General features: G+C 72.9%; 18 protein-coding genes. 2 read left to right on the top strand and 16 right to left on the bottom strand.

Features of this window, described 5'->3' with window-relative positions:
• The first annotated feature begins 27 nt into the window (after positions 1-27).
• Positions 28-1005, top strand: coding sequence for a methyltransferase domain-containing protein (locus IE244_RS01670; RefSeq protein ID WP_191870807.1), 978 nt, complete (start codon positions 28-30; stop codon positions 1003-1005).
• 6 nt (positions 1006-1011) lie between these two features.
• Here IE244_RS01670 and IE244_RS01675 read toward each other — a convergent pair whose 3' ends face one another.
• The 4 genes from IE244_RS01675 to IE244_RS01690 all read right to left on the bottom strand — a co-directional run bounded on the left by IE244_RS01675 (position 1012) and on the right by IE244_RS01690 (position 7750).
• Positions 1012-2733, bottom strand: a complete 1722-nt coding sequence (locus IE244_RS01675; RefSeq protein WP_191870808.1) for an FHA domain-containing protein — start codon at positions 2731-2733, stop codon at positions 1012-1014.
• Between the two features lie 35 nt (positions 2734-2768).
• A complete protein-coding gene (locus IE244_RS01680; protein WP_191870809.1) occupies positions 2769-4109 on the bottom strand; it encodes a vWA domain-containing protein in 1341 nt (446 codons plus the stop codon).
• A 110-nt stretch (positions 4110-4219) separates the two neighbouring features.
• On the bottom strand, positions 4220-5635 hold the full coding sequence (locus IE244_RS01685) for a PP2C family protein-serine/threonine phosphatase (RefSeq protein WP_191870810.1): 1416 nt from the start codon (positions 5633-5635) through the stop codon (positions 4220-4222).
• A gap of 3 nt (positions 5636-5638) precedes the next feature.
• Positions 5639-7750, bottom strand: a complete 2112-nt coding sequence (locus IE244_RS01690; protein ID WP_444545070.1) for a serine/threonine-protein kinase — start codon at positions 7748-7750, stop codon at positions 5639-5641.
• Between IE244_RS01690 and IE244_RS43375 the strand changes: the two genes are divergently transcribed.
• Positions 7725-8084 carry a hypothetical protein gene (locus IE244_RS43375; protein ID WP_444545071.1) on the top strand — a complete coding sequence of 120 codons (360 nt, stop codon included), beginning with the start codon at positions 7725-7727 and terminating at the stop codon, positions 8082-8084. The genes IE244_RS01690 and IE244_RS43375 overlap by 26 nt on opposite strands.
• A 19-nt stretch (positions 8085-8103) precedes the next feature.
• Here the strand turns inward: IE244_RS43375 and IE244_RS01695 are convergent, their stop codons facing one another.
• The 12 genes from IE244_RS01695 to IE244_RS01750 all read right to left on the bottom strand — a co-directional run bounded on the left by IE244_RS01695 (position 8104) and on the right by IE244_RS01750 (position 21577).
• Positions 8104-9378 carry a coiled-coil domain-containing protein gene (locus IE244_RS01695; RefSeq protein ID WP_191870812.1) on the bottom strand — a complete coding sequence of 425 codons (1275 nt, stop codon included), beginning with the start codon at positions 9376-9378 and terminating at the stop codon, positions 8104-8106.
• 43 nt (positions 9379-9421) lie between these two features.
• On the bottom strand, positions 9422-10453 hold the full coding sequence (locus tag IE244_RS01700) for a glutamate ABC transporter substrate-binding protein (RefSeq protein WP_191870813.1): 1032 nt from the start codon (positions 10451-10453) through the stop codon (positions 9422-9424).
• Between the two features lie 14 nt (positions 10454-10467).
• Positions 10468-11901, bottom strand: coding sequence for a GlnX family signal transduction membrane protein (locus IE244_RS01705; RefSeq protein WP_373305697.1), 1434 nt, complete (start codon positions 11899-11901; stop codon positions 10468-10470).
• Positions 11902-12121: 220 nt separating this feature from the next.
• Complete coding sequence (locus IE244_RS01710) at positions 12122-13177, bottom strand: RICIN domain-containing protein (RefSeq protein ID WP_191870814.1); 1056 nt, start codon at positions 13175-13177, stop codon at positions 12122-12124.
• Positions 13178-13286: 109 nt separating this feature from the next.
• Positions 13287-14285 carry an N-acetylglucosamine kinase gene (locus IE244_RS01715; protein ID WP_191870815.1) on the bottom strand — a complete coding sequence of 333 codons (999 nt, stop codon included), beginning with the start codon at positions 14283-14285 and terminating at the stop codon, positions 13287-13289.
• Positions 14276-15541, bottom strand: coding sequence for a 6-phospho-beta-glucosidase (locus IE244_RS01720; protein WP_191870816.1), 1266 nt, complete (start codon positions 15539-15541; stop codon positions 14276-14278). The genes IE244_RS01715 and IE244_RS01720 overlap by 10 nt, the downstream gene beginning before the upstream one ends.
• A gap of 7 nt (positions 15542-15548) precedes the next feature.
• Positions 15549-16445, bottom strand: coding sequence for a carbohydrate ABC transporter permease (locus IE244_RS01725; protein WP_191870817.1), 897 nt, complete (start codon positions 16443-16445; stop codon positions 15549-15551).
• Positions 16446-16447: 2 nt separating this feature from the next.
• On the bottom strand, positions 16448-17389 hold the full coding sequence (locus IE244_RS01730; protein ID WP_191870818.1) for a carbohydrate ABC transporter permease: 942 nt from the start codon (positions 17387-17389) through the stop codon (positions 16448-16450).
• Entirely contained in the window at positions 17389-18732 is a 1344-nt protein-coding gene (locus IE244_RS01735) for an ABC transporter substrate-binding protein (RefSeq protein WP_191870819.1), read from the bottom strand. Before IE244_RS01735 ends, IE244_RS01730 begins: the two co-directional genes overlap by 1 nt.
• A gap of 47 nt (positions 18733-18779) precedes the next feature.
• Entirely contained in the window at positions 18780-19991 is a 1212-nt protein-coding gene (locus tag IE244_RS01740; RefSeq protein ID WP_191870820.1) for an ROK family transcriptional regulator, read from the bottom strand.
• Positions 19992-20197: 206 nt separating this feature from the next.
• Positions 20198-20362 (bottom strand): hypothetical protein, encoded by a 165-nt coding sequence (locus IE244_RS01745; protein ID WP_191870821.1) that lies wholly within the window; start codon positions 20360-20362, stop codon positions 20198-20200.
• A gap of 102 nt (positions 20363-20464) precedes the next feature.
• Positions 20465-21577 (bottom strand): mechanosensitive ion channel family protein, encoded by a 1113-nt coding sequence (locus tag IE244_RS01750; protein WP_191870822.1) that lies wholly within the window; start codon positions 21575-21577, stop codon positions 20465-20467.
• Positions 21578-21855 lie beyond the last annotated feature (278 nt).

The following is a 21855-nucleotide window of genomic DNA, read 5'->3' on the forward strand; positions in this document are numbered from 1 at the left end:
GAACCGCCCCGCCCCTACTGTGGACCCATGGGCGCCTACGACACCGAGACCGACCGCCTGGCCGCCGCCGCGCGGGACGCGCTGGTGCGGGAGATCGACGCCGACGGGGCCTTCGCCGGGGACCCGGTGTGGCGGGAGGCGTTCGCGGCGGTGCCCCGGCACCTGTTCGTGCCGTACTACTACGTCGCCGGGCCGCACGGCTATGAGCGCCGCTGGGGCGAGAGCCCCGACCCCCAGGCCCGTGCGCGCTGGGTCCGCGGCGCCTACGCGGACGTACCGCTGGCCACCCGGCTGCGCGACGGCGAGCTGCTCTCCTCCAGCAGCCAGCCCTCGCTGATGGCGCGGATGCTGGCCGCCCTGGAGGTCGAGGAGGGCGACCGGGTCCTGGAAGTGGGCGCCGGCACCGGCTACAACGCGGCCCTGCTCGCCCACCGGCTCGGCGACGACGACCTCGTCACGACCGTCGACCTGGAACCGGAGATCACCGAGGCGGCCCGCCGGCACCTGGCCGCGGCCGGGTTCCGCCCGGCCGTCGTCACCGGCGACGGCGCGCGCGGCGTGCCCGAACGCGCCCCCTACGACCGGATCATCGCCACCTGCGAACTGTCCACGATCCCGCGCGCCTGGCTCGCCCAGTGCCGCCCCGGTGCCCGGATCCTGACCCCGCTGGCCACCGGTCTGCTCGCGCTCACGGTGCGGGACGCGGCACACGCCGAGGGCCGGTTCCTGCCCACCGCCGCCTACTTCGTACCGCTGCGCGGCGCGGGCCGGGCACAGCCGGAGGGCGTGTCGTTCGCCGGGCTGCCGGACGGGGCCCGCGAGCAGGAGACGTTCCGTTTCCTGCTCGCGCTGACCCGGGGCACCCTCGATCCGCGGGAGGCCTACGCGCTGTGGGAGCGCGAGGGCACGCCGGAGCGCGAGCGGTACGGCGTCACGGTCGGCGGCGAGCACACCTGGGCGTGGCTGGACGAGCCGGCGGGGCCGTACGCCTGGCCCCTGTCCTGACCCCTGCTAGCCGCGGCGGATGGTGATCGTCGTCCAGGCGCCCACGTGCACCCGGTCGCCGTCCTGCAGCGGAACCGGCACGAACGGCTGGATCGGTTCCTCGGACATGTTGACCGTGGTGCCGTTGGTCGAGTTCTGGTCGACGACCGCCCAGCTGCCGTCCGGCTGCTGCACCAGCACCGCGTGCTGGTGCGAGACGCCCGGGTCCTCCGGCGGCACCGCCAGATCGATGTCGGGGGTGTCGCCGGTGGAGTGCCGGCGGCGGCCGATGGTGAGCTGGTTGCCGCTGAGCGTGCGCTGCTGCTCGGGCGAGTACGCGGGCAGGTTCAGCCCCGTGGCCTCGGGGCCCGAGCGGTGCATCATCGCCATGAAGTAGTCGCGGTCCGGACCGATGGTCACCGTCCAGGTGACCCGCTGCGGCGGGAAGCCGGGGCCGCCGGGCGGTGCCTGCGTGGCGCCGGGCTGCGGGTAGCCGTAACCGCCACCCGGGCCGCCGCCGGGACCCTGCGGCTGCCCCGGTCCGGACGGGCCGGCGGACGACGGCGGGGAGAGCATCCAGTCGTCCTCGGCGCCGCCGAAGGACGGACCGCCGGCGGGCGGCCGGCCGGTCTCGCCCGGGAACGCGGGGGGCGCGGGCGGACCGGACTGCTGGAACGCCTGCGGGGCACCGCCCGGACCGGCCGGCGGGGGCGGTACCGGACGGGAGGGGTCGCCACCGAAGCCGCCGGGGCCGCCCTGGGTCGGTGCGGGGCCACCGGGGCCGGAGGGCTCACGGCCGAACGGGCCGCCGGGACCGGACGGCTCACGCCCGAAGGACGGCGGACCGGCGGGCGCGCCGGGGCCACCAGGACCCTGACCCGGGCCGCCGCCGAAGCCGGACGGACCGCCGGGAGCGCCGGGACCACCAGGACCGGCCGGACCCTGACCGGGGCCGCCGAAGCCGGACGGACCGCCGGGACCACCGGGACCCTGGCCCGGAGCGCCACCGAAGCCGGAAGGACCGCCAGGACCAGGACCCTGACCCGGGCCGCCGCCGAAGCCGGACGGACCGCCGGGAGCGCCGGGACCACCAGGACCGGCCGGACCCTGACCGGGGCCGCCGAAGCCGGACGGGCCACCGGGACCACCGGGACCCTGGCCCGGAGCGCCACGGAAGCCGGAAGGACCTCCGGGACCGCCAGGACCAGGACCCTGACCCGGGCCGCCGCCGAAGCCGGACGGACCGCCCTGGCCCGGCGGGCCGGGCGGGGTCGGCGGGCCGGACGGGCCACGGTCGCCGCCGAACGGCGTCGGGCCCGACGGCTCGCTGCCGAAGGACGGGATCGGCTCGGCGGGCCGGTTCACCTGCGAGGGCCGCGAGCCCTGGTACTCGTACCCGTCACCGCCGCCGTACGTCGCGCTCGGCGGCTGGAACCGCGGCTGCGCCGGGCGCGGCGGCGCGGCCGGGGTGTAGGAGGTGGCCGTGTTGGTCAGGAAGTTCCACCGGCACTCCTCGCAGAAGGGCGCGCCGCCCTCGCGGGGCGTACGGCACTGCGGGCACAGCTCCGGCTCCGGGGCCGCCGCGGCCGGCGGGCGTGCGCCGGCCGGGTCGCCCTGCGGGGGCGGGAAGCCGTAACCGCCCGCGGGCGGGGGCGGCGGGGGCGGAGGTACGGCACCGGCCATGCGGTGACCGCAGACCTCGCACCAGTCGTCGGAACCCGACTGGTGTCCGTTCGGGCAGGTCGGCATGTCGGCGCTTCCCCTTCTCCGGATCTTCTACTGGGTCACTTCTTTACACGAACAGTCTTTGTGGACCGGGTCTCCAGAGTCATCTCATCCGCCTCCGCGACCTTCGTCTTCAACCGCACAGTACCTGTCGCGGCGTCGACCACGTCCACCACCTTCGCAAGCAGTTTCGCAGTATCGGCGTTCCCGGAGGCGTTGGCGAGCTGAACAGCGCGGCCCAGTTTGGCCGTTGCTCCATCGAAATCGCCCGCTTTGCGAAGATCCAGGCCCTGTTGAATGGCTTGTGCCAGTTCGGCCTGCCCCGTGTAGTGGGCGACTTGGGGGTTGATCGAGGTCGAGGCCGTCATGTCGTCGGTCCACACCGCCCGCACCAGGCCCTGCGCGCCGAGGTTCTGCGCCGAACCGTCCGGCTCCGGCACGACCAGGGACACCCGCGCGGCGAGCATCTCCTGGCCGAGGCCGGCCGGCGGGACCTCCACGCACAGGTGGTAGTCGCGGGACTCGTCGCCCCAGGACCCGGTCGGGTAGTCCCCGGCGCGCGGCCCGGCCTCGCCGCGACGGTCGGTCAAGTCCTCGACGGCGGGCGCCACTTGCTTGACGAAGCGGATCTTCGTGCCGACCGGCGTCCACACCCGGAGGGAGACGTCGGCGACCTCCTTGCCCATCGCCGTCTCCATCATCCGCGTGAAGTCGGCGGCGAGCCCGGCCGGATCGGCGACGATGTCGGCCGTGCCGAGCAGTGCCGAGGCGATGCCTGTGACTTCTTTCACTTCCCAGTCGGTGCCCACGCCCCGCGCGTCACAGGTGAACCGTCCGGCACAGGCCTCCAGCGTGGCCCTCAGATCCTGCGGCGACTCGTGTTCGTTGCGGCCGTCGGTGAGCAGGATGCCGTGCCGGATGGAGACGTCCGCCGAGTTCAGCAGCCGGTCCGCCAGGCGCAGCCAGGTCCCGATGGCCGTACCTCCGCCCGCGCTCAGCCGGCGCAGTGCCTGCCTGGCCTGCTCGCGGGTGGTGGCGTCGGCGACCGCGAGCCGCCCGCCGCCCGGATAGACCTCCTTGGCCACGTGTGTGCCGTCGATCACCGCGAAGTGCGTGCCGTCGCGCAGGGCGTCGACCGCGGCGGCCGTGGCGTCCCGGGCACCCCGCATCTTGGTCGGCGGGTAGTCCATGGAACCGGAGCAGTCCACCATGATCGCCACCGCCGCGGACGGGCCGCGGCCCCGCGGGTACACCGGGGCCAGGTGGCTGCCGACGGTGCCGCCGCCGGTCGCCGTCACGGTGACGATGGCGTTGACCTCGCGGCCGCCCTCGGGCAGGTACTCGTTCTGGTAGACGTCCATCGAGAACTGCGGCACATGCGACTTCGCGAAAATGGCCATGCTCGCTCGAATCCCCCTCGGCACACCCCGCTGACGCGAGGCGGTACGTGTGAACGGACCGCTCCCCCGCGGCCCGGTGAGGCTTCCCCGTTCGTACGGTTCGTACGGCCTCAGGCCGATACTGCCCCCTGGGGCGGCGCCGGGAACGGCACGACGGCCACTGTTACGTTGTCGTGGCCCCCGCCGTCCAGGGCGTGACCGACCAGGACCCGGGCGCCGTGCAGCGGGCGCGTGGCCGCGTCCGGCGGGACGACCTCGCACATCTCCTCGGCCGTCTCGGCGTAGTTCCACAGGCCGTCGGTGCACACCACCACCACGCCGGGCCGGTCGGGCTTGAAGGACGCGGTGTGCGGCTCCAGTTCGTAGGCGTCCGCGCCGAGCCAGCCGGTGATCGCGTGGGCGCGCTCGTCGGCGTACGCCTCGGCCTCGCTCATCAGGCCGGCGGCGACCATCTGCGCGGCCCAGGAGTCGTCCTCGGTCAGCCGGGCCGCGGGCGCGCCGCGATCGTCCGGCACCCAGTAGACGCGGCTGTCGCCCACCCAGCCGACGACCAGCAGCCCGGCGGCGACCACCGCGCCGACGATCGTGCAGGCCGGGGCGTTCTGGTGCGGGGCGTGCTCACGGGCCGTGGCGGGCTCCTCGGCGAGCGCGTTGACGGCCTGCGCGGCCGCGACGATCGCCTCGTGCATCGCCGTCTGCGGATGCGTACCGCGCGGCAGGGCGGCCAGCAGCGTGTCACCGGCCGCCTGGGAGGCGGCGCTCGACGCGTCGTCGGGGCGGGTCGCGGAGGACACGCCGTCGCAGACGATCGCGAGGACGGCCGGGGTGCCGTCGGCCAGCGTGGTGTGGCCGACGGCGAACGCGTCCTCGTTGCGGTGGTGGCGCAGGCCCCGGTCACTGACGGCGGCCACCGGACCCGACTCGCGCTCCAGGTGGTCGCGTTCACGGGGCTGGGCGTGCCCGCAGTTCTCGCAGTAGCCGTCGCTGTCCACCCGGCCCGCGCGGCAGGCCACGCACACCTGCGCCGGCTCCTCGGGCGGGGCTGTGGGCTCCGGGTGTTCGGCCACGCGCGGGTCGGGCGCCTGCAGCGGGTACTCATCGGGCTCCGCGGGCCGGTCGAAGCGCACCCCGGAACCGGCCGGCTGCGGCACACCGGTCTCGTCCCCGTGCGCTGCCGCGCCGGGCTCGTCGCCGGGCGCGCCGGGCTCGTGCCCGTGCGGGGCCGCGCCGGCGGGCGCGTCCGCGGGCAGCGGCGAGCCGCCGGAGTCGGTGCCGGGCAGGTCGGCCGGCAGGTGCACCGCCGGCGGGGTGCCGGGACCCGCCGGCTCGGGAGCGGGCCAGTCCACGCCGTCCCCGGGGGAGCCGGGCGCGGAACCGGTCATGGTGAGCGTCGGATGGTCCTGCGGCGGCACGGGTACGACGGAGAGGTCGTACCCGCACGCTCCGCAGAAACGGTCACCCGACTCCACGGGCTCCGCGCAGCTCGGGCACTTCGACAGTGCGGCCTGCTGGGGCATCTGCGACATCAACTACACCCACGTCCGGGGGCGGTAACGGTTGGCCCGTTCCACCAGTTCGATCCTCTCCTCGCCGCCGGGCGCCAGCCGGGCCAGCATGCGGTAGGCGCGCTCCAGTCCGAAGCGGAGGCCCCGCTCGTCCAGACCGCTGCCCAGCAGCACCCGTCCGCCGGCGGCGGGCTGGGCGCCCTGGCCTCCGGAGAGTATCCAGTCCAGCGCCGAACCGAGCACTTCCACGGCCAACTGCTCGCGCCGCGCCGGGTCCAGACCGTACGCGTCCAGCGCCTCGACCTGCCCGGCGGCGGCCGTCAGGTCGTCCAGAAACGGTACGTCACCGGCGGCCGCGGTGCGTTGTCTGAGCCGTGCCCGGACGGCGGCGACCCGGGCGGTCGTGTAGTGGATGGACGACTCCGGCACCGACTCCAGGGTGCGCACGGCACCGTGCCGGTTCCCGGCCGCGAGCTGCACCCGGGCCAGGCCGAAGGCGGTGCTCACATAGCTGGGGTCGGTCGCCCACACCAGGTGGTAGTACTCGGCCGCGTTGTCGAGCTGGCCCAGCACCTCCGCGCACAGGCCGAGCGCCAGCTTGGGCGCGGCCTCCCCGGGGAAGGCGTCGTAGACCGCGTCGAAGGAGAGCGCGGCGCCCTCGAAGTCGCCGGTGACCAGGGCGGCCACGCCCCGGTACCACACCACCCGCCAGTCGTCGGGCCGTTCCTCTTCCAGCTTGGCCAGGCTCATCAGCGCGGTCTGGTGGTCGCCGCTCTCCAGCCGGGCGCGGATCTGCCGCAGCCGGGTCTCCACGGTCTGTGCGGGCGCCGCGTCCAGGGCGGCGATCAGCTCGGCCGGGGCGGAGGCCAGCAGCCCGGCGAGGAAGCCGGCGTTGGGATCGCCCGCGTCGACCAGCGGGACCGGCAGGGCGAGCGCGGTGGCGGGGCTGTCGACGGGCTTGACGAGAGCGGCCGGCGACGTGGCCGGCGCCGCGGCCGTCCGCTTCCGGCCCCGCGTCTCCCGCGCCCCCAGCAGCGAGACGTCGCCGTCCAGCCGGGGGAACAGCTCCCGGTCCACGACCCTCACCTCGGGCCCGAACAGCGTCGACAGGGCGGGCCGTGCCTGCCCGGTCTGCAGGGAGACCACCTCGCGCAGCACGCCCGTCAGCTGCTCGGCCATCTCCTGCGCGGAGGCGAACCGGCGGGCGGGGTCGGGGTCGGTGGCGCGGACGAGGAGCCGGTAGAAGGACTCGTAGCGGCGGAAGACGTCGATGGTGTCCGGGTCGGGCAGGGAGTCCACGTACACGTTCGTGTAGCCCTGGAAGTCGAACGTGAGCACGGCGAGCGTACGGCCCACCGTGTACAGGTCGCTCGCCACCGACGGGCCGGCCTCGGCGACCTCCGGCGCCTGGTAGCCGACCGTGCCGTAGATCGCCGACTCCTCGTCGTCCATGCGGCGCACCGCGCCCATGTCGATCAGCTTGAGCTGGTCCTCGGTCTGGATGGCGTTGTCGACCTTGAAGTCGCAGTACAGCAGGTTGCGGCTGTGCAGATGACCCAGCGCCTCCAGGGCCTCGATGCCGTACGCGCAGGCCTGCTCCACCGGCAGCGGATCGCGGCGGCCGTCGGGCGCGCGGCGGGCGTTGGCGATCTCCTTCAGGGACTTGCCGCCGACGTACTCCATGACGATGTAGCCGTCGAGGGAGCCGGTGCGCTGGTCGAGGTGCTCCACGAAGTTGTAGATCCGCACGATGTTGGCGTGCTCGATCTCCGCGAGGAAGCGCCGCTCGGAGATCGCCGCGGCCATCGCGTCCTGGTCGCCGGTGTCCAGCAGGCCCTTGAGCACCACCCACCGGTCGGAGACGGCCCGGTCCACGGCGAGGTAGATCCAGCCGAGCCCGCCGTGCGCGAGACAGCCGGCGACCTCGTACTGGCCGTGCACCACGTCCCCGGCCTTCAGCTTCGGCACGAAGGAGTAGGGGTTCCCGCACTTGGTGCAGAAACCTTCCGTGCGCCCCGGCCGGTCACCCCGGGCCCGGCCCACCGGCACCCCGCAGTCGGACCGCGAGCAGAACCGCTTCCGCTCGGGCACCTCCGGGTGGTCGAGCACCATGGCGCGCGGGTCGGGCCGGGGCACCTGCGGCACGTTCACCAGCCCGGCGCCGAGCCGCCCGCGCGTGGAGGTGCCGGCGGAGGAGCCGGAGCTGCGCACCGACACCGAGCGCCCGCTGGACCGGCCCGACAGGGACCGCGAGAGCCGGCCCGACACCGAGCGGCGCGACTTCGACGACTGCGAGGACGTACGGGAGCTGCTGCGGGAACTGCCGCTGTCCGCGGCCCCCCTGGTCACGCCGGTCGCCGGTGAGCCGACCATCCCGCTCGCCGACACGACCGGGGCGAGACCGCAGGTGTCGCAGTACAGCTCGCCGCCGCCGACGTCCTCGTACGACCCCTCGCAGTCCGGCCGCTGACAGCTCTGCCCCGGCTGGCTCATGCCTGGTCCCCCTTACGGTCCTGCGGCGTTCCCGTGCCGCCGAGCAGCTCGGCCGCCAGCTGCTGGTAGCGCAGCACGGCCTGCTCGGCCACCCGCAGGTCGCAGGGCGCGCTCCACAGCATCCGCCGGGCCGCGTCGTACCGCTCGACCAGGAACGGGTCCTCGGCGAGCCCGTGCCGGGCGACCTTCGCCTTGTACGCGTCCAGCCGGCCGCGCAGCTCGGCGCGCACCGCGAGCGGCGCGGTCACCGCCGTCAACGACTCGCGGGCGCGCAGCAGTTCGTCCTCGGCCTTCTGCTCCAGCGACTCCAGCAGTGGGGACAGCCGGTGCCACTGCGCCTGCCTGCGGTACTCGGCCGCCGTCGCCAGCTGCTCCTGGAGCACGGTCGGCGGACCGCTGACCACCGGCACCTCGGTCGCCGCGATCTTCGCCAGCACCTCGCCGCGCGCGGTGCGGGCCTCGGCCAGGGTGCGGTCGGCGCGCGAGAGCACGTCCCGCAGCCGGATCAGCCGGGCCTCCGCGTCCTGCCGGACCGTCAGCACGGCGTCGATCTCCCGGCGCACGTCCTCCAGGGCGCGCGCCTCACGGTCGTACACCGTGGTGTCCGGACGGCCGCCGCCGGGCGCCGAACTGCCCTCGGCCGGCACCCAGAAGGCCAGCGGGTCCGAGATGACGTCCTCGCGCAGCCTGGTCAGCGTGCGGGTGATCCGCTCCAGGTCGTCACCGGAGGGGTGCTCGCCGGGGCGCACGCCGACGGAGTGCGCGAGCTTGCGGGTGCGCTGGAGTTCCGCGGCGAGTAAATCGATCCGCGCGGGCAGCGCCGACCACACCGCGTCGGCGGTGACGACCAGGTCCAGGCTCGTCGCGTACAGCTCGTTCATCCGGTCCACGAGGCCGGCCAGCGAGAACGACTCACTCAGCGTGCCGCTCCCGGCGACGGTCACCGACTCGCCGCGCAGCAGCCCGGTCAGCTCCACCAGGTCCTCGCGACTGGCCCAGCGGCGCCGGGTACGGATCTCGCGGGCGGAGCGCAACGTGTCCGCGTAGGCGTCGAAGTACCTCCACAGCAGGGTGATCCGCGCCTCCGTCGTCTGCCAGCGTTCCCGGGTCACGCCGGTCAGTTCGGCGCCTTCGAGGAGTCTGCGGCCCGCGTGGTCCTGCAGCGCCAGCAGCGAGGTCTCGATCGCCTCGTGCTCCTGGCCGAGCCGCGCCAGCGCACGGTCCACCTCGTCCCGGTCCATCACCGGCCCGGCGGGGTCCGTGACGCCCATCGATCACCTCTCGCTGCGCTCAAGTGTTCCGGTCGGATGTGGCTCAACTCGTCCGCAGATACCGCGGCGCGGGCGGCTTGGACGCGCTCGGATCCTTCCCCAGTGTCGCCGACAGCCACATGTCGTACGACGCCTGCCAGCCGCTGGTGCGGTAGCCCACCAGAACGCGGTTGACCCGGCGTACCAGATCGGAGGCGTCCTGCTTCATCGCCACGCCGTAGTACTCGGTCGTGAACGCCGCGCCCTTCAGCTCGACGGTCGGGTCCTGCGCGGCCTGGCTCGCGGCGAGCGCGCCGTCGGTCACCACCGCGTCCACCTCGCCGAGTTGCAGCCTGACCAGGCAGTCCAGCTGGTTCGGGACGGTGGTGGAGAGGTCGGTGGACGCGGGCAGGGAGCCGGCCTTCTGGTCGGCGTCCAGCTTGGTGTGCGCCGTCGAACCGGCCGCCGTGCAGATCCGCTTGTGCGCCAGGGTGCCGTTGTAGCCCGTGACGGACGACGACTTGGGCGCGAGGACCTGCTGGCCGGTCTTGAAGTAGGGAGCGGAGAACGCCACCTGCTGGAGCCGTTCACAGGTGATCGTCATGGTCCGGACGACCATGTCCACCCGCCCGTCCTGGATCGCGGAGATCCGCTGGCTGGTCGGTATCGCCTTGAACTGCACCGCGTCCGGGTCGCCGAGGATGTCCTGCGCGATCCGGTGCACCAGGTCGATGTCGAAACCCTCCAGCTCCGCGCCCTGGGTGTTCGGGTTGCGGTAGCCCCAGTGGTAGCTGCTCTGGTCGACCCCGACGATCAGCTTGCGCCGGGCGCCCGTACGGGCCTTGATCGCGTCGATGGCCGGCCCGTCCGCGCCGGACGGCGACAGCGTCCGGTCCTGCGCCTCGGAGTCCTTGCAGTCCCCGGCGCGGGCCTGCACCCCGTGGGCGACGGCCTGACCGGTCCGCCCCGCCGGCCGCGGGGTCTGCTGGATGCGGGGCAGCAGCAGGACGAACGCCAGCGCCAGCGCGCACAGCACCGCCATCGCGCCGACCCCGCCCCAGCCCCGCAGGGAGGACCGTGCACGTGCCGCGTACATCGTCATGCCCCCTGTCACCGGTACTCCGAGAGTCTGCGTCCGATGCCGGACACCGCGCCGGCCGCGCCGAGCACCACGAGCACGGCCGCGCCGACCGGCACCCCCGCCATGGCGTCCCGTCCGTCCCCGGCGGCCCGCTGGAACTCGCCCTGCTCGTGGTCGATCGCCCGGGCGAGATTGCTGTCGACGCTGTCGAAGCACTCACCGGTGGCGCCCTTCGCACCGATGACCTTGTCCAGTGCCTGCTGGTAGTTGCCGTTCTCGTCCTCGGCGCGGGCCGCGGCGTGGCGCTGTTTCCACACCGCCATGTTCCCCACGGCCGCCTTCACCGGCGTACGGCCGCCCTGGTCGTCGGCGAGCTTCTGAGCCCGGGTCAGCCCGTCGCCGAGCACGGCCATGTCCTTGTCGAAGTCGTGGTAGTAGGCGTCGTACGTCTTCCCGCCCACCGTGATGGTCTCGGCGCCGCGCGCCACCAGGCTCAGGTTCTCGTTGCCGCGTGCCTTCAGGGAGGCGATCCGGGCGTCGTGCAGCACGGTCAGGGAGCGGACGCCGTGGTCGTAGGAGCCGTTCAGCTCGGAGCGGGCCACCGCGTGCCCGATGACGAGCCACAGCAGGGCGGCGGCGGTGACGGCGCTGGCGGCCACCAGGCCGTGGTTGAGGACGCGGTGGGTGCGCCGGTACGAACGGCGCTGGGCCCAGCCGAGCGCCGCCAGCGCGAGCACGCCGAGCGCGATGGCGATCCACGGATACGGTGTCGCGTCCGCGTAGTCGGCGTCGAGCCGGGCGTTCTCCTTGGTGTAGAGGTCCTCCGCCGCCGGGAGCATCTCCTGCTGCATCTTCTCGTTGGCGTAGCGCAGATAGGCGCCGCCGACCGGATAGCCCTGCCGGTTGTACGTCCGGGCGCGCTCGACCAGCCCCTTGTACTCGGGCAGCAGCTTGTTCAGCTTGGCGATCGTCGCCTCGGAGGCCGAGCCCGGCTCGGCGTTGGCGGCGGCGGTCACCAGCCCCGCGGCGGCGGTCCGGATGTCCTTCTCGTACCGGTCCCGGGCGGCGGCCGGTTCCTGGCCACCGGCCAGGAACCCGCTGGACGCGGCCGTGTTGGCGTCCGCCAGCGAACGGTAGATGTCGGCGGCGCCCGAACTGAGCGGCTGGCTGCGGTGCAGCACGTCGTCGGCGGCGGCCGCCCGCTCACTGGCCTGCCAGGCGGTGACCGCGCCGAACGCCACGACCAGCAGCGCCAGGACGGCACCGATGATCCGCAGCCGCCCCGGCTCGGTGGTCGCCGCGGCCCGCAGCCGGTCGGCACCCTCGGCGAAGGCGGTCCGCCGGGCGGGCGGCGCGGGGGAGCCGAGGGGGGCCGGCCGGGGGGCCTGTGCGGGGATGCCGGGGGCGGCGGACGCACCCGGGCCCACCACGGGTGGTGCTGCGCTCTTCGGCGGGTGTGTCACTTGACCTCCCCCATGGTCATCCGTTCGCCGCCAAGTATCACCGCGCGGACCGACATCCGCACCGGCCTTCACTGGATCTTGATCGGATCGCAGTGTGCCCGACGGCGCGCGGCGTCCGGCGCACCACCCTCTGCACAGGAACACGCCGGTCACGGCGGATCGGTTCCCCGGCCCGGCGGGCGCGCGCCCGACCGGGGAACCGATCCGCCCCGCCGGCCGCTCAGTCGCCGCTGCCGCAGCTGGTGAAGGTGTCGCTGGTCTGCGCGAGGTAGATGCTGGCGCCGCCCTGGCCGTCGGTGCGCAGCGGGACCGTCAGGGTGTCGTCGGCGGTCCAGGCGTAGCCGTTCACGTCGAACGTCCAGGTGCCGGTGACGTTGGTCGCCAGCTCCGACAGGGCGACCCAGCCGTACTGCCGCGGCGGCACGGTGACGGTGAGGCTGTTGCCGAGGTCCTCCACGAGGTTCTGCGAGACGCTGCCGGTGATCTGCTGGCTGACCTGGGCGGTGACCGGGGACGCCCCGCCGGCGCCGAGCGAGGCGCCGAAGGTGAAGCCGAGCGTGGAGGTCCAGCCGGTGTGCCTGGCCATGGTGAACGTCCACGGCACCGGCGCCGAGGTGCCGTTGTACCAGACCGGTGAGACGCACTTCTTCGGCAGCGGCGCCGCCGGGGCCTGGGACCGGGTGCGCCAGGAGCAGCTGGAGGTGTCCTTCACACAGCGTGCCGCCGCGTGGTCGACGGCCGCGGCGACGGCGGCGTCCTGGGCGCCGGCGGGCAGCCGCCACTGCTGGGCCCGGGTGCCGTTGCAGTCGTAGGTGTCGGTCCACGCGTCGTCGTACCGGGCGTCGTACCAGACGTCCAGGCACTTGCTGTCGCGGGCGTTCCGGATCATGAAGGCGCCGGGGGTGCCGGTGACCGGCTGGAAGAACCAGCGTTCCGTGGTCCGGCCGTCACAGGGCTGCTGTCTGAGCGGCAGGCCGGCGTCCGCGCACTTGCCGGTGGCGTCGTTGACGAGGGTGAAGGAGCCGTCGGCGCCGGTGAGGTTCGCGCTCCAGCCCTGGTGGTGACCGGGGGCGGAGTTGGTGACGAGGAAGACGCCGTCGCCGGTGTTGCCGTTCTGGACGTCGAGGTTGCGGCCGTTGCTCGACGACGTCAGGGTCAGGCCCTTCAGCGTCGACGGGTCGGCGCCCGCCCCGGTCGCGGCGCTCGCGGGCCCTGCGGCGAGTCCCACGAGCGCCGCGATCGCGGCCAGGCCGGCTGCTGCTGTACGTCGGAACACAGGCTGTCCTTCCCTTGGCGGTTGGTGCAGACCTGCGCGAAGCTAGCCGTCCCGGTTCGCGGACGGGACGGACTCCGGACGATCTTGTGCGCAAACCAGCTTCTTCCGGTCAGTGGTGCTTTCCGGACAGCTCCCAGTACCCGCGCGCCCGCTCCCGCGCCGTCGCTCCCGCGCCCAGCCGGTCCAGGCCCAGCAGGGCCGCGCCGAGGACCGGGCGCGCCGTCACCACACGGACGTCGGCCTTCGGGGCACGAGCCGCCAGCACGGCGCGGATGCCGTCGTCGAGCTGGGCGTGCCCGGCCGTCAGGACGCTGCCGCCGAGCAGGACCGGCGTCCGCTCGTCGAGCAGATCCAGGCGGGTCAGCGCCACCGTGGCCATCACCGCCACCTCCTCCGCGAGCCGGGCGACGATCGCGCGGGCCACCGCGTCGCCCCCGGCGGCCGTCGCGAAGAGCACCGGGGTCAGCTCGTGCCGGCGGTCGTGGTCGACGTGCTCCAGGTGCAGCGCCTCGATCAGCGCGTACATCGTCGGCAGGCCGAAGTGCGCGGGCAGGGTGCGGGCCAGGGCGGTCGGCCCGCCCCGGCCGTCCTCCGCGCGGGCCGCGTGCCACAGGGCCTCCTCGGCCAGCCCCCAGCCCCCGCCCCAGTCACCGGAGATACGGCCGATGGCCGGGAAGCGGGCGGTACGGCCGTCGGGGCGCATGCCGACGCAGTTGATGCCCGCTCCGCACACCACGGCCACCCCGCGCGGCTCGGCGACCCCCGCCCGCAGGATCGCGAAGGTGTCGTTGCGCACCTCCACCGACGCCCCCCACCCGCGTTCCTCCAGCGCGGTCGCCAACCGCTGTTCCTCCACGGGCAGATCGGCGTTGGCCAGGCAGGCCGACACCTGTGCCACCGAGGTGACGCCCGCGTCCGCGAAGGCCCGCGTGACCGGCTCGGCCAGCACGTCCAGCGCCGCCGCCACCCCCACCGAGGGCGGCCGGAAGCCGCCGCCGCGGGCCGTGGCCAGGACGTCCCCGGCGGTGGTGACCACGGCCACGTCGGTCTTGCTGTTGCCCGCGTCCACCGCGAGGACACTGCCGGGCTCGGATGCGGTCAGGCCCACGCGAGGTACTCCCGGTTGTGAGCGATCAACTGGTCGGTGAGGGTGTCGGCGTAGGCGTACTGGCCGATCAGCGGGTGGGCGAGCAGGGCGCGGAAGACGCGGTCGCGTCCGCCGCGCAGCGCCGCCTCCAGGGCCAGGTCCTCGTACGCCGTGACGTTCGCGATCAGACCGGCGAACAGCGGGTCCGGCTCGGGTACCGGCAGCGGGGCGGGGCCCTTCGGGCCGACCGCCGCCTGCACCTCGATCACCGCGTCGTCGGGCAGGAAGGGCAGCGTGCCCCGGTTGGCGGCGTTCACCACCTGGTACGGGCTGCCACCCCCGCCGAGCAGCGCCGCCGCCAGGTCCACGGCCGCCTCCGAGTAGTAGGCGCCGCCCCGTCGGGCGAGCAGCGCCGGCTTCTCGTCCAGGGCCGGGTCGCCGTACATCCGCAGCAGCTCCCGCTCCATGGCGGCCACTTCGGCGGCGCGGGAGGGCTTGCCGCGCAGTTCCCGTACGACCTCGTCGTGGGCGTAGTAGTAGCGCAGGTAGTAGGAGGGGACCACGCCCAGGCGGTCCAGCAGGGGGCGCGGCAGCCGGAGGTCGTCGGCGATGGCGTCGCCGTGCTCGGCCAGGAGCCCGGGCAGGACGTTCGCCCCCTCCGGGCCGCCCAGCCGCACTCCCGTCTCCCAGGTGAGGTGGTTGAGGCCGACGTGGGCGAGGTGCACCTCGGCCGGGGCCACGCCGAGCAGGCCCGCGAACTTCCGCTGGAAGCCGATCGCCACGTTGCACAGGCCGATCGCCCGGTGCCCGGCCTGCAGCAGGGCGCGGGTGACGATGCCGACCGGGTTGGTGAAGTCGATGATCCACGCGCGCGGGTTGGCGCGGCGCACCCGCTCGGCGATGCCGAGGACGACCGGGACCGTGCGCAGCGCCTTGGCCAGCCCGCCCGCGCCGGTGGTCTCCTGGCCGACGCAGCCGCACTCCAGCGGCCAGGTCTCGTCCTGCTGGCGGGCCGCCTGCCCGCCGACTCGCAGCTGGAGGAGCACGGCGTCGGCACCGTCGACGCCCGCGTCCAGGTCGGCGGTGGTGACGATCCGGCCGGTGTGGCCCTGCCTGGCGAAGATCCGCCGGGCCAGGCCGCCGACCAGTTCCAGGCGGTCGGCGGCCGGGTCCACGAGGACGAGTTCCTCCAGGGGCAGGGTGTCGCTGAGGCGGGCGAAGCCGTCGATGAGTTCGGGGGTGTAGGTCGAGCCTCCGCCGACCACGGTGAGTTTCATGTACGGGTTAACCCTTCACTCCGGTGAGCGTGACGCCTTCGACGAACGCCTTCTGGGCGAAGAAGAACACGAGGATCACGGGGGCCATGACCAGCACGGTCGCGGCCATGGTGAGGTTCCAGTCGGTGTGGTGGGCGCCCTTGAAGGACTCCAGGCCGTAGGACAGGGTCCAGGCGCCGGGGTTCTCGGACGCGTAGATCTGCGGACCGAAGTAGTCGTTCCAGGCGTAGAAGAACTGGAAGAGGGCGACGGCCGCGATGCCCGGGCGGGCCATCGGCAGGACGACCTTCAGCAGGGTTCCGAGGTCGCCGCAGCCGTCGACCCTCGCCGCGTCCAGGTACTCGTTCGGGATCGTCATCAGGAACTGGCGCAGCAGGAAGATGGAGAAGGCGTCGCCGAACGCCATCGGGATCATCAGCGGCCACAGCGTGCCGGACAGGTCGAGCTGCTTCGCCCAGAACAGGTACATCGGGATGACGACCACCTGCGGGGGCAGCATCATCATCGAGATCACCAGCATGAGCGACAGGTCGCGGCCCCGGAAGCGGAACTTGGCGAGGGCGTACGCCACGGGGACGGACGACACCACGGTCAGGGCCGTGCCGAGGCCCGCGTAGACCAGGGTGTTCCTCCACCAGGTCAGGAAGCCGGGCGTGTCGAACACCTTCGCGTAGTTGCCCCACTCCCACGTGTGCGGGACCAGATCCCGGCTGAGCGCCTGGGTGTCGCTCATCAGCGAGGTGAGGAACACGAACACGAAGGGCAGGGTGAAGAACAGCGCGGCGGCGACGCCGAGCGAGTGGAGCGCGATCCACTCCAGCAGGGCCCGGCGCCGGGCTGTGCGCTCGGCGCCGGAGACGAGCGGGGGCGCCGGCTTCACCGGCTGGTCCAGTACCTGGGTCATGGTCAGTCACCTGCCTGGATGAGGCCGCCCCGGCGCCGCATCAGCAGTGCGGTGAACGCCGTCGACAGGGCGAAGAGCACCAGGGCCACGACGCACGCGGATCCGTAGTCGAAGCGCTGGAAGCCGAGGTTGTAGACGAGCTGGGGGAGGGTGAGCGTGGACTTGTCGGGGTAGCCGGGCTCGAACTGGGTGCCCGCGCCCTGGATCACGCCCGAGGCGACCTTCCCGGCGATCAGGGGCTGCGTGTAGTACTGCATCGTCTGGATCACGCCGGTGACGACGGCGAACATCACGATCGGGGCGATGTTCGGGAGCGTGACGTACCGGAAGCGCTGCCAGGCCGACGCGCCGTCCAGTTGGGCGGCCTCGTACTGCTCGGCCGGCACGTCCAGCAGCGCGGCCATGAAGATGACCATCAGGTCGCCGATGCCCCACAGGGCCAGCAGGGTCAGGGCCGGCTTGGACCAGGCGGGGTCGTTGAACCAGCCCGGCGCCGGGACGCCGGCCTTCTCCAGGATCGAGTTGACCGGCCCGGTACCGGGGTTGAGCAGGAAGGCGAAGGCCATGGTCGCGGCGACCGGCGGGGCCAGGTACGGCAGGTAGAACAGGGTGCGGAAGAGCCCCGTACCGGTCTTGATCTTCGTGATGAGCAGGCCGACACCGAGCCCGAAGACCACCCGGAGGGTCACCATCACCAGCACCAGCCACAGCGTGTTGCGCAGGGCGGGCCAGAACAGGGGGTAGTGCTCGAAGACGTACGCCCAGTTCTTCCCGCCGCTCCACGTCGGTGGCCGGAAGCCGTCGTAGTGCATGAAGGAGAAATAGACCGTCGAGATCAGCGGATAGGCGAAGAAGACCGCGAAGCCGATGAGCCACGGCGACATGAAGGCGAGGGTGCGCAGGGCCGAGCGCCGGCGTTTCGACGCGAGGGTGAGGGCGCTCATCACCGCGCCTGCGCGATGTCCGTGTCGATCTGGGCGGCCGCCTTCTCCAGGCCGGCCCTCAGATCGGTGACCTTGCCGCTCTCGTAGTCGTAGCCGAGCTGCTGGATCGTCACCAGGTACTGGCCGCCGTTGACGGAGGCGGGGGAGGTGGTGGAGTCCGGGTCGGCGGCGATGTCGAGGAAGGTCTTGAAGCGCGGGTCGTACGTCAGCTTCGGGGACTTCAGGGCCGCCAGGGTGGAGGGCACGTTGTGGATGTCGTTGGCGAATCCGACCACGGCATCGGTGTTCGTGGTGATGTACCTGACGAATTCCCAGGCCGCGTTCTGCTTGTGGCTGTTCGCGGCGATACCCGCGACGGTGCCGGTGATGTAGCCCTTGCCGTAGCGGGCGGCCTGGTCGTCCGGGACGGGCAGCGGGGCCACCCCGATCTCGAACTTGGGCTTGGCCTCCTTCGCCATCCCGAGCCGCCACTCGCCGTCGAGCTGCATGGCGACCTGGCCGGTGTGGAAGGGGTGTTTGGGGCCCCACTCGTCGCCGAGCGTGGCCCGGAACCTCTCCAGCCTCTGGAATCCGCCGAGCTCGTCCACGAGCTTCTTCTGCAGTGTGAAGCCTTTTTCGAACGCCGGGTCCGAGGCCACGTTCGACTTGCCGTTCTTGTCGAAGTAGGTCGGCGAGAACTGCCCCAAGTAGTGCTCGGTGGTCGATTCCCAGCCGTGGTAGTCCGGCATGAAACCGAGCTGCCGGTAGCCGTCGCCCTGCGGGACCGTCAGCTTCTTCGCGTCCGCCTCGAACTCGGACCAGGTCTTCGGCGGGTTCCTGATACCGGCCTTCGCGAACGCCGTCTTGTTGTAGTAGAGCCCGTACGCGTCCCCGAGCAGCGGCGCCGTGCAGCGGCTTCCGCCGAACTGGGTGTACTCGTTCATCGGCTTCGGGAACGTCGTCCCCGGGTCGATGCCCGACTTCCTGAAGAAGGGGTTGAGGTCGACCAGCGCACCGGAGGAACAGAACTTGCCCACGTTGTTGGTGGTGAAGGAGGAGATCACATCCGGCGCCTTGCCGCCCCCCGACCGCAGCGCCTGGTTGATCTTGTCGTCGGTCATGTTGCCGACGACGTTCACGTGGATGTTGGGGTGTGCCTTCTCGAAACCGTCGACCAGCGACCTGACGGCCCGCACCTCGTTCGGCGCGCTCCAGGCGTGCCAGAAGTTGATCGTCGTGTCCTTCGAGGCGTCGTCGGTGGCACCCGAGCCCGTCTGCCCGGTGCAGGCGGTGGCGCACAGGGCGAGGGACGCAGTCAGGGCAAAAGCCGCTTTCCGGGCAGTGGAAGGTATGACTTCGGGCATGGCGAGGTCTCCCAGGGGGCGGAGTGGGTGAGAGAGGGCGGGGCGCTCTAGCGCGAGGTGTCGAAGACCTCGTCGCGGGTGGCGACGAGCGCGGACTCCAACGCGCCGCGCAGGACGGGGTGTTCGTGGACGTCGCCGACGAGCAGCCGGGGGCGGGCCGCGGCGAGTTCCTCCAGCTCGGCCTGGACGAGGCCGCGCAGCACCTCGCCGCCGGCCGTCAGGGCGGCGCCGCTGAGGACGACGAGTTCGGGGTCGAGGACGGAGACGAGCGAGGCGAGGCCGGTGGCGAGCCGGGTCGCGTAGGCCCGCAGCAGTTCCCGGTAGGGGCCGCTCGCATGGTCGGCGGCACGGGCGACGAGTTCGGCGGCGACCTCGGTGTGCGGCCCCGGCGGCACGTCCTCGATGCCGAGTTCCCGGGCCAGCTTCGGTACGGCCTGGGAGCCGGCCAGCTCCTGGTAGCCGCCGCTGTTGGCCTTGGCCACCTGGCGCACCAGAGGTGTGCCCGGCACCGGCAGGAAGCCGACCTCGCCGGCGCCGCCGGTCCAGCCGCGGTGCAGCCGGCCGCCGAGGACCAGGGCGGCGCCGAGGCCCTCCTCGCTCCACAGGAGCACGAAGTCCTCGTGGCCCCGGGCGGCTCCGAGCCGCTGTTCGGCGAGGGCGGCGAGGTTGACGTCGTTCTCGTACTCGACCGGCATCGGCAGGGCCGCGGCGAGTTCGTCGAGCAGGGTGGGGGAGTGCCAGCCGGGCAGATGGGAGGCGTAACGCAGCCGCCCGGTGTTCGGGTCGAAGGCGCCCGGCGTGCCGATGACCAGCCGGTGCACGTCGGACCGGGCGAGCCCGGCGGCCTTCACGGCGCCGTCGAGCGCGTCGGTGACCTGCCGTACGACGGGCTGCGCGGGGTGCCGCCCGGGTGTGGGCAGCTCGAACTCGCCCACCGTCCGGCCGGTGATGTCGGCGACGGCGGCGCGGATGCGGTCGGGGGTGACGTCGAGCCCGGCGGCGTGGGCGACTGCGGGGTTGACGGCGTACAGCTGGGCGCTGGGGCCCGGCCGGCCCTCGCTGGTGCCGGTCACCCGGACCAGTCCGGCCGCCTCCAGCCGGGCCAGCAGCTGGGAGGCGGTGGGCTTGGACAGGCCGGTGAGCTTGCCGATCCGGGTGCGCGAGAGCGGGCCGTGTTCCAGCAGGAGGTCGAGTGCGGCACGGTCGTTCATGGCGCGCAGCACGCGCGGGGTGCCCGGCGTACCGGCGGTTCCTGCCATGGAGTTCGACACCTGCCTTTCCAGCCACCCAGCTTTTCAGTGACCCGGGCGTGGCGTCCAGCCTTGATCACCGGCCGCGGGAAGATCACTGTTAGGAAAGTTTCCTATCGCGGTGCGAGGAACGTAAGCCCAGGACGAAGGGGGCGTCAATAGACAGCGGCCCCGAGGCGACGGAGTTGTTGTCCCGGGGCGGGGGCGTCGGAGGTTCAGTCGTCGAGGAAGGGGGTGGTGTCGAGGGTGGGGTAAGGGGCGGGGAGGGGGAGCGGGTCGCCGAGGGTCACCTTGGTGTCGGTGCCGTAGTACGCCTCGGTGGGGTCGTCACCAGGGAGGACCGGGTTCTCCTCGTCGCACTGATGCCAGGCTAAGCCCACGCCGGGCGCCCCGTGCAGAACGATGGGGCACCCCGTGCGCACCGCGCGCCGGGATGCCCCACCTGTTCACTCGAACGTGTGTGCCGAACCGTTCCGCTGCTTCTACTTCGCCGGAGGCGCCGGCCGCTGGGCGGCGATGGGTGCCGTCGCCGCCGACTGCGCGGAGTCCGCGTTGGCGTACACCGAGGGCGCCGCCACCGAGGCCGTCGGGTCGGGGGCGTCCTCCGCGTCCTCCACGGACGTCGCACCGCCCATGATGCGGATGCTCGCCCGGTCGAACGCCCGCTTGATCCGCCAGCGCAGCTCCCGCTCGACCGTCAGCGCCTTGCCCGGCATCGTCTTCGCCGAGACCCGCACCACCATGGAGTCGATCAGCACGGAGTCCAGGCCGAGCACCTCGACCGGCCCCCACAGCAGCTCGTTCCAGGGCTCTTCCTTGCTCAGGTGCTCGGCGACGTCGTCCAGCGTGGCCTTGACCCGGTCCAGGTCCTCGCTCGCCCTGACCGTCACGTCGACCCCGGCCGTCGCCCAGCCCTGGGAGAGGTTGCCGATCCGCTTGACCTCGCCGTTGCGCACGTACCAGATCTCGCCGGCCGCGCCGCGCAGCTTGGTCACGCGCAGCCCGACCTCGATCACCTCACCGGTGGCCACCCCCGCGTCGACCACGTCACCGACGCCGTACTGGTCCTCCAGGATCATGAACACGCCGGAGAGGAAGTCCGTGACCAGGTTGCGGGCGCCGAAACCGATCGCCACACCGGCCACACCGGCCGACGCCAGCAGCGGCGCCAGGTTGATCCTGAACGTGGACAGCACCATCAGCGCGGCGGTGCCCATGATCAGGAAGCTCGCCACCGAGCGCAGCACCGACCCGATCGCCGCCGACCGCTGCCGCCGCCGCTCGGCGTTGACCAGCAGCCCGCCCAGCGCCGTGCCGTCCACGGCCTCGGCGGTGCGGCCCATCCGGTCTATCAGCTTGGTGATCGCCCGCCGCACCACCGCGCGCAGCGCCACCGCGACGACCACGACGAGCAGTATCTGCAGCCCCATCGCGAGCCAGGTCGACCAGTTCTGTTCGACCCAGCTCGCCGCGTTCGTCGCGCTCTGCTGGGCGTCCTGGAGCGACGGCACGGCCGGCTCGGTCGATCCGGAGGGAGAGGGGGACGGGGTCGGCGACGCACCGGCGGCCAGCAGGACGGCGGGCAAGGACGACACGGCAGGTACCTCCAAGGTGCTGCGCAGGTCCGTACCGGTGGGGCGGTCAAGGTCTTCAAGGTCACGAAAAGGTCACCGGACGGACAGGACCACCACACTAACGGGGCATTGTGTGTGCCCCACGCGGATCCGCCAAGGAGGGGCACAGGAGAGACGGGGCTCACCCTGGCTTGAACCGGCCATGTTCCGGGGGATGAATCGGATGTGGTCGAAAACACTCCCAGCCCGTTACCGGCACATGGTGGCGCTTCCACCAGGCATGAGGGGAGACTGACTGC

This window comes from Streptomyces filipinensis (assembly GCF_014649495.1).
In the GTDB taxonomy this organism is placed as follows: domain Bacteria; phylum Actinomycetota; class Actinomycetes; order Streptomycetales; family Streptomycetaceae; genus Streptomyces; species Streptomyces filipinensis.

Excerpts from the sequence above, each read along its gene's own strand:
- IE244_RS01670 (WP_191870807.1), top strand. The coding sequence starts at position 28 with ATGGGCGCCTACGACACCGAGACCGACCGCCTGGCCGCCGCCGCGCGG.
- IE244_RS01675 (WP_191870808.1), bottom strand. The coding sequence starts at position 2,733 with ATGCCGACCTGCCCGAACGGACACCAGTCGGGTTCCGACGACTGGTGC.
- IE244_RS01680 (WP_191870809.1), bottom strand. The coding sequence starts at position 4,109 with ATGGCCATTTTCGCGAAGTCGCATGTGCCGCAGTTCTCGATGGACGTC.
- IE244_RS01685 (WP_191870810.1), bottom strand. The coding sequence starts at position 5,635 with ATGTCGCAGATGCCCCAGCAGGCCGCACTGTCGAAGTGCCCGAGCTGC.
- IE244_RS43375 (WP_444545071.1), top strand. The coding sequence starts at position 7,725 with ATGGCGCGCGGGTCGGGCCGGGGCACCTGCGGCACGTTCACCAGCCCG.
- IE244_RS01695 (WP_191870812.1), bottom strand. The coding sequence starts at position 9,378 with ATGGGCGTCACGGACCCCGCCGGGCCGGTGATGGACCGGGACGAGGTG.
- IE244_RS01700 (WP_191870813.1), bottom strand. The coding sequence starts at position 10,453 with ATGTACGCGGCACGTGCACGGTCCTCCCTGCGGGGCTGGGGCGGGGTC.
- IE244_RS01720 (WP_191870816.1), bottom strand. The coding sequence starts at position 15,541 with ATGAAACTCACCGTGGTCGGCGGAGGCTCGACCTACACCCCCGAACTC.
- IE244_RS01725 (WP_191870817.1), bottom strand. The coding sequence starts at position 16,445 with ATGACCCAGGTACTGGACCAGCCGGTGAAGCCGGCGCCCCCGCTCGTC.
- IE244_RS01730 (WP_191870818.1), bottom strand. The coding sequence starts at position 17,389 with ATGAGCGCCCTCACCCTCGCGTCGAAACGCCGGCGCTCGGCCCTGCGC.
- IE244_RS01735 (WP_191870819.1), bottom strand. The coding sequence starts at position 18,732 with ATGCCCGAAGTCATACCTTCCACTGCCCGGAAAGCGGCTTTTGCCCTG.
- IE244_RS01740 (WP_191870820.1), bottom strand. The coding sequence starts at position 19,991 with ATGGCAGGAACCGCCGGTACGCCGGGCACCCCGCGCGTGCTGCGCGCC.